Origin of the sequence: Microbacterium sp. CPCC 204701 (genome assembly GCF_004010105.1) — a bacterium.
Lineage (GTDB): Bacteria > Actinomycetota > Actinomycetes > Actinomycetales > Microbacteriaceae > Microbacterium.
The window spans coordinates 1-5,460 of sequence record NZ_RRYE01000205.1; the positions used below are offsets into that span (position 1 = coordinate 1).

General features: G+C 71.7%; 4 protein-coding genes and 1 pseudogene. 3 read left to right on the plus strand and 2 right to left on the minus strand.

Translation table 11 applies throughout. The features are described 5' to 3' along the window. Both EIO58_RS11875 and pheA read right to left on the minus strand, forming a co-directional pair. Positions 1 to 1,057: pseudogene (locus EIO58_RS11875) on the minus strand (LuxR family transcriptional regulator); the annotation flags it as partial. A 68-nt stretch (positions 1,058 to 1,125) separates the two neighbouring features. Further along, positions 1,126 to 2,106 carry a prephenate dehydratase gene (pheA, locus tag EIO58_RS11880; RefSeq protein ID WP_127819723.1) on the minus strand — a complete coding sequence of 327 codons (981 nt, stop codon included), beginning with the start codon at positions 2,104 to 2,106 and terminating at the stop codon, positions 1,126 to 1,128. A gap of 177 nt (positions 2,107 to 2,283) precedes the next feature. Between pheA and pgm the strand changes: the two genes are divergently transcribed. From pgm to EIO58_RS11895, 3 genes are all read left to right on the plus strand, one after another. Continuing rightward, positions 2,284 to 3,927, plus strand: coding sequence for a phosphoglucomutase (alpha-D-glucose-1,6-bisphosphate-dependent) (gene pgm / locus EIO58_RS11885; RefSeq protein ID WP_127819724.1), 1,644 nt, complete (start codon positions 2,284 to 2,286; stop codon positions 3,925 to 3,927). 214 nt (positions 3,928 to 4,141) lie between these two features. Beyond that, positions 4,142 to 5,044, plus strand: a complete 903-nt coding sequence (locus EIO58_RS11890) for a DUF6807 domain-containing protein (protein WP_127819725.1) — start codon at positions 4,142 to 4,144, stop codon at positions 5,042 to 5,044. Further along, positions 5,041 to 5,460, plus strand: a 420-nt coding sequence (locus tag EIO58_RS11895; protein ID WP_127819726.1) for a cupin domain-containing protein, incomplete at its 3' end; no start/stop codon positions are given. The genes EIO58_RS11890 and EIO58_RS11895, both read left to right, overlap by 4 nt.

A 5,460-nucleotide genomic window follows, 5' to 3' on the forward strand; every position in this document is an offset into this window, starting at 1 on the left:
CAGCCCGCAGCAGCCGGATCCGCGCCAAGGGATCGCGCGAGGCCAGCGCCGCGGTCAGCGCCGAACGTGCGGCCGCATCATCCCCGGCATCGAGCAGGAGCAGCGCATCGCCTGGCTGCGGGTCGACGCCGGCCGAGCGCGCGAGATCGTATGCCTCGCGGGCACCCGCCGCGTCGCCCCGGCGACGGCGCACCTCGCCGAGCTGATAGAAGCCCTCGCCGGCGATCCAGGGGTTGCCCCCGGCGAGATCGGAGCACTCGCGAAGAAGCAGCGCCTCGGCGGCCGGCCAGTCGCCGCGCGCCGTGCGCAGCTCCAGGCGATGCACGCGGCAGAGGCCGGTGTACATGGCCTCGCTCCCGAACTGCCGGCACCACTGCTCGGTCGCTCGCGTCCAGTCCTCCATGCGACGGAAGTCCGCGAGCTCATGGCACGTGTGGATGATCGTGCAGTAGATGTCGCCGGCCCATTCGGCCGTGACCTGCCCCGCGAGCACAGGAAGCATGGCCTCGTCGAGCAGCGCGAATCCGCGCTGCGAGTCGCCGCGCCGCAGCTCTGCCAGCCCCCGCACCACCATTGCCAGGGCTTCGACCGCCGGCTCAGGATAGCGCCGCGCCAGGGCGGCGAGACGGTCGACATCGTCATCCGACCACGCCAGGCCTCCTGTGGTGACCAGGCCGAGCGACGCTTCGAGGTAGGCGAGGTACGCGTGCGGCGGCCCCTCCGGCAGATCGGCCAGGATGCGCCGCGCGCGATGCAGCCACGCTGTGCCGATCGTCAGATCCCCTCGGGTGATCCACAGCATGCTGAGCTGCAGCGCCATCATCGCCGCGTCGGAGGTGCGGTCGGCGTCGCACAGGCCGCGGAACGCGTCTTCGGCGAGGGCGAGGGATCCGGCCACTCGCCCCAGCCACCACGCCGAACGCGCCATGAGCACGACGTCGTCCACCTCGAGCTCGGCCTCTGCCCGCGCAGCGCCCAGGTTCTCCAGCGCCGTGGACCAGTCGGATGCCGCAAAGGCTCTCCGCGCAGCATCGATCAGCGCCCCGCGGTCGGCCATGCCTCAGGGTACCGTCGTGGACGTGCGCACCGGGAGGGCATGCGGCAGACCATGCCGACGCGGCCGGATCAGTCGAGCTCTTCGGGCTCGCCCGAGATGAGCCCGCGCAGCCAGTCGCGCGCCTCGACGAAGACGTCGTCGGCGTAGCGCTCGGGGTAGTGCACGACCGCACGGTCGGCGCGCGGGTACGACCCCAGGAAGATCACGCCGGGGCTGAAGCGGCGCAGGCCCAGCAGCGCGTCGGCCATTCGCTCGTCCTCGATGTGGCCGTCGGCATCGATGACGAAGCGGTACCGGCCGAGCTCGTCTCCGATCGGCCGGGATGCCAGGAGAGAGAGGTTGATCCCGCGCGTCGCGAACTGCTCGAGCATCTCGAGCAGCGCACCGGGGTGGTCGTCGGGAAGCTCGACGATGAGCGACGTCTTGTCGGCCCCGGTCGGCGGCGGCGGCGCGACCGTGCGGCTGACCAGCACGAACCGGGTCACCGCGTTGGCGTTGTCGCCGATGTTCGAGGCGAGAAGTTCGAGCTCGTGGTGCTCGAGGATCCCCGGCGGCGCGATCGCGGCTTCCGCATCGCTCGTGCCGTCCAGAAGGCTCATCGCGCTCGCGACGTTGCTCGCGGCGGGCACGTGCGCGTGCGACGGCAGCTCGCGAGCGAGCCACTGCAGGCACTGCGCGTACGCGACCGGGTGCGCCGAGATGAGCGACACCTCCTCGAGGCGGGCGCCCGGGCGCCCGACGAGCACGAACTCGACGGGAACCAGGTACTCCCCCACGATGCGCAGTCCGGGCACGGTGGCCAGGGCGTCCTGCGCCGTCGAGACGCCGCCGTCCACGGAGTTCTCGATGGCGATCATCGCGGCATCCGATCGCCCCTCCACGACGTCGGCCAGCGCCTCGCCGACGTTGCGCACCGAACGCCAGTCGTGACCGCGCGCCTCGGGCACCTGCGCCAGGGCGGCCTCGGTGAACGTGCCCGCCGGGCCCAGGTAGCTGTAGGTGCGGCGGACGGGAGCGGATGCCTGAGCGTCGACGGCCTCGGAAGTCACGCCCGCCAGCCTAGCCTCGGCCCGGGCGCCCGGCTTTGGCCCACGTGCGCCCACAGCTCATGCAGATCGACCCGCGACGGCGGTTCCCGCCCAGGCCCACGGCATCTCTGCCTGAGTTGTGCGCGCGAGTCGTCGCTCACAGTGCGCATAGGGCGTGGGACAGGCAGACTGGAACGCATGACTCGCGCAGGACAGCCCGCCGACGCATCGGACCTCGTCGACATCGATGAGCTGATCGCCGCCTACTACGACGTGAAACCCGACCCGGCCGCGCCCGAGCAGCGCGTCGCATTCGGCACCAGCGGCCACCGCGGCTCGTCGCTGTCGGCGAGCTTCAATGAGGTGCACATCCTCGCCACGACCCAGGCGATCGTCGAATACCGTCGCAGCCAGGGCATCGAAGGACCGCTGTTCCTCGGCCGCGACACGCACGGCCTGTCGCTGCCGGCCGAGCGCAGTGCCATCGAGGTGCTCGTCGCTAACGGCGTCGATGTGCGTGTGGATTCGCGCGACTCGTGGGTGCCGACGCCGGCTCTCAGTCACGCGATCCTGACCTGCAACCGGGGGCGGGATGCCGCCGACCCGGGCCGCGCGGACGGCATCGTGGTCACGCCGAGCCACAATCCGCCCAGCGACGGCGGCTTCAAGTACAACCCGCCGAACGGCGGGCCCGCCGACACCGACGCCACCGGCTGGATCGCGAATCGCGCGAACGAGCTGATCGCGGCGGGGCTGGACGGCGTCGCGCGCACGCCCTTCAAAGACCTCGACAGCGACACCATCGGCGAGTACGACTTCCGCGACGCCTATGTGCGCGACCTCGCGAACGTCATCGACGTCGATGCGATCCGCAGCGCCGGCGTGCGCATCGGCGCCGACCCGCTCGGCGGCGCGTCGGTCGAGTACTGGGCGCTCATCGCCGAGGTCTTCGGCCTGGACCTCACCGTGGTGAACCCCGACGTCGATCCGACGTGGAAGTTCATGACGCTCGACTGGGACGAGAAGATCCGCATGGACCCGTCGTCGCCGTCGGCGATGGCCTCGCTCGTCGCGCGCCGCAACGAGTACGACATCCTCACCGGCAACGACGCCGACGCCGATCGTCACGGCATCGTGACGCCCGACGCCGGCCTCATGAACCCGAATCACTACCTGGCCGTCGCGATCGACTACCTGTTCTCGCACCGCGAGGGATGGCCGACGGATGCCGCGGTCGGCAAGACCCTTGTCAGCTCGATGATCATCGACCGCGTGGCCGAGGCGCTCGGGCGGCCGCTGCTGGAGGTGCCGGTCGGATTCAAGTGGTTCGTGCCGGGCATGCTCGACGGCTCGGTCGCGTTCGGTGGCGAGGAGTCAGCGGGCGCGTCGTTCCTGCGCAAGGACGGCTCGGTGTGGACGACCGACAAGGACGGCATCCTGCTGTGCCTGCTCGCCGCCGAGATCCTCGCGGTGACCGGCAAGACGCCGTCGCAGCGGTACGCCGAGCTCGAGGCGCAATTCGGCGCGTCGGCGTATCAGCGCGTGGACGCCCCGGCCACGCCCGCGCAGAAGGCGACCCTCGGCAAGCTCTCGCCCGAGGCGGTGACGGCGACCGAGCTCGCCGGCGAGCCGATCACGGCGAAGCTGTCGCACGCGCCGGGCAACGGTGCCGCGATCGGCGGGCTCAAGGTGCAGACCGAGCACGCGTGGTTCGCGGCGCGCCCCTCGGGCACCGAGGACGTCTACAAGCTCTACGCCGAGTCGCTGCGCGGCCCCGAGCACCTCGCACAGGTGCAGGAGGAGGCCCGCGCGGTGGTGTCCAAGGCCCTCGGCGGGGCCTGACCCCGACCATAGTCCGCTCCCCTTGCCCTTGCGCCCCGCCCTTGGCGCCCCGCTCCCCCGGCGTCCGCCCTCGCGCGTCCGCCCTCGCGCGTCCGCGACAGTGCAGCTGATGGACGAGAGGTAGGGAGCTTTCCTGTCTCTCGTCCACCAGTTGTTCTCTCGCGGAATCCGTGGGCTGGGAAGCGGTTACCGGCGGGTGGGGCACAATGAGCGCATGGCCGATCTCGCGCTGCGCATCGATGACACCGACCTCGCCGTCACGACGGGAGGGGTCGAGATCGCCCGGTACGCGTTCGAGCCCCGGGGCGCCGCATCCGAGGGGCCGAAGCCCTTCCTGCACCCGCTTCGCGCGCTCGACGGCGCGCCCCTGACCGCGTACCGCCCGTGGGACCACCGCTGGCACAAGGGCCTGCAGATGACGTGGACCCACGTCTCGGGCGAGAACTTCTGGGGCGGCCCGACGTTCGCCCGCGACACCGGCTACCGGCAGCTCGACAATGTGGGCAGCATCCGCCACGAGCGCTTCACCGACATCGCGGATGCCGGCGCCGAGGTCTCGTTCACCGAAGAGCTCACGTGGGTCACACGGGGGCTCGAGGAATGGCTCGCCGAGACCCGCACGCACCGCTTCCACGGCGTCGACCCCGAGCGCGGGCTGTGGATGCTCGACTTCTCCACGACCCTCCGCAGCATCGCCGAGCGCGACCTCGAGCTCGGCAGCCCGACGACGGAGGGTCGCCCGAACGCCGGCTACACGGGATTCGTGATCCGGATGCCGCGGGCCTGGACCGGCGGTCGCGCGCTGTCGGCCGACCTGGAGGGCACCGACGCCATCATGGGTTCGCAGGCGCCGTGGGTGGCGGTCTCGGGCGAGCACGACGAGGTCGACGGCGGCGGCACGGTGCTCGTGTTCGCCGGCACCTCGACCGGCGGGCCGCCGATCCGGTGGTTCGTACGCACCGAGCCCTTCCCGATCGTCGCGCCTTCCCCCTCGTTCGACGAGCACATCGTCCTCGCCCCGGGCGACGAGCTCACCCTTGGGCATCGGCACGTGTTCGGCGACCGCGTCTGGAGCCCCGACGAGACTCGCGTGCTCGCGGCGGAGCTGGCGCCGTGACCCCGCTGTTCCCCGGCGGCGTCGCGGTGAGCAGCCTGCGCGTGTACGACTGGGAGACCGAGGATGGGCTCCGGGGCGGGTCGCCGCACCTGCACACGGCTTCGAGCGAGGGCTACGTCGTCACCGCGGGGTCGGGCGAGGTGCACACGGTGTCGGCCGAGGGGCGCGGCATCCGTCGTCTGGAACCCGGGGAGGTGGTGTGGTTCTCGCCCGGTACGGTGCACCGGCTCGTCAACCACGGCGGCCTCGAACTCGTCGTCGTGATGCAGAACGCGGGACTGCCCGAAGCCGGTGACGCCGTGATGACGTTCCCCGCCGAAGTGCTCGACGACCCCGAGGCCTACGCCCGGGCCGCCTCGCTGCCCGACGGCACGGAGGACGAGCGCGCGGCCGCCGCGCGGGCACGGCGCGACCTG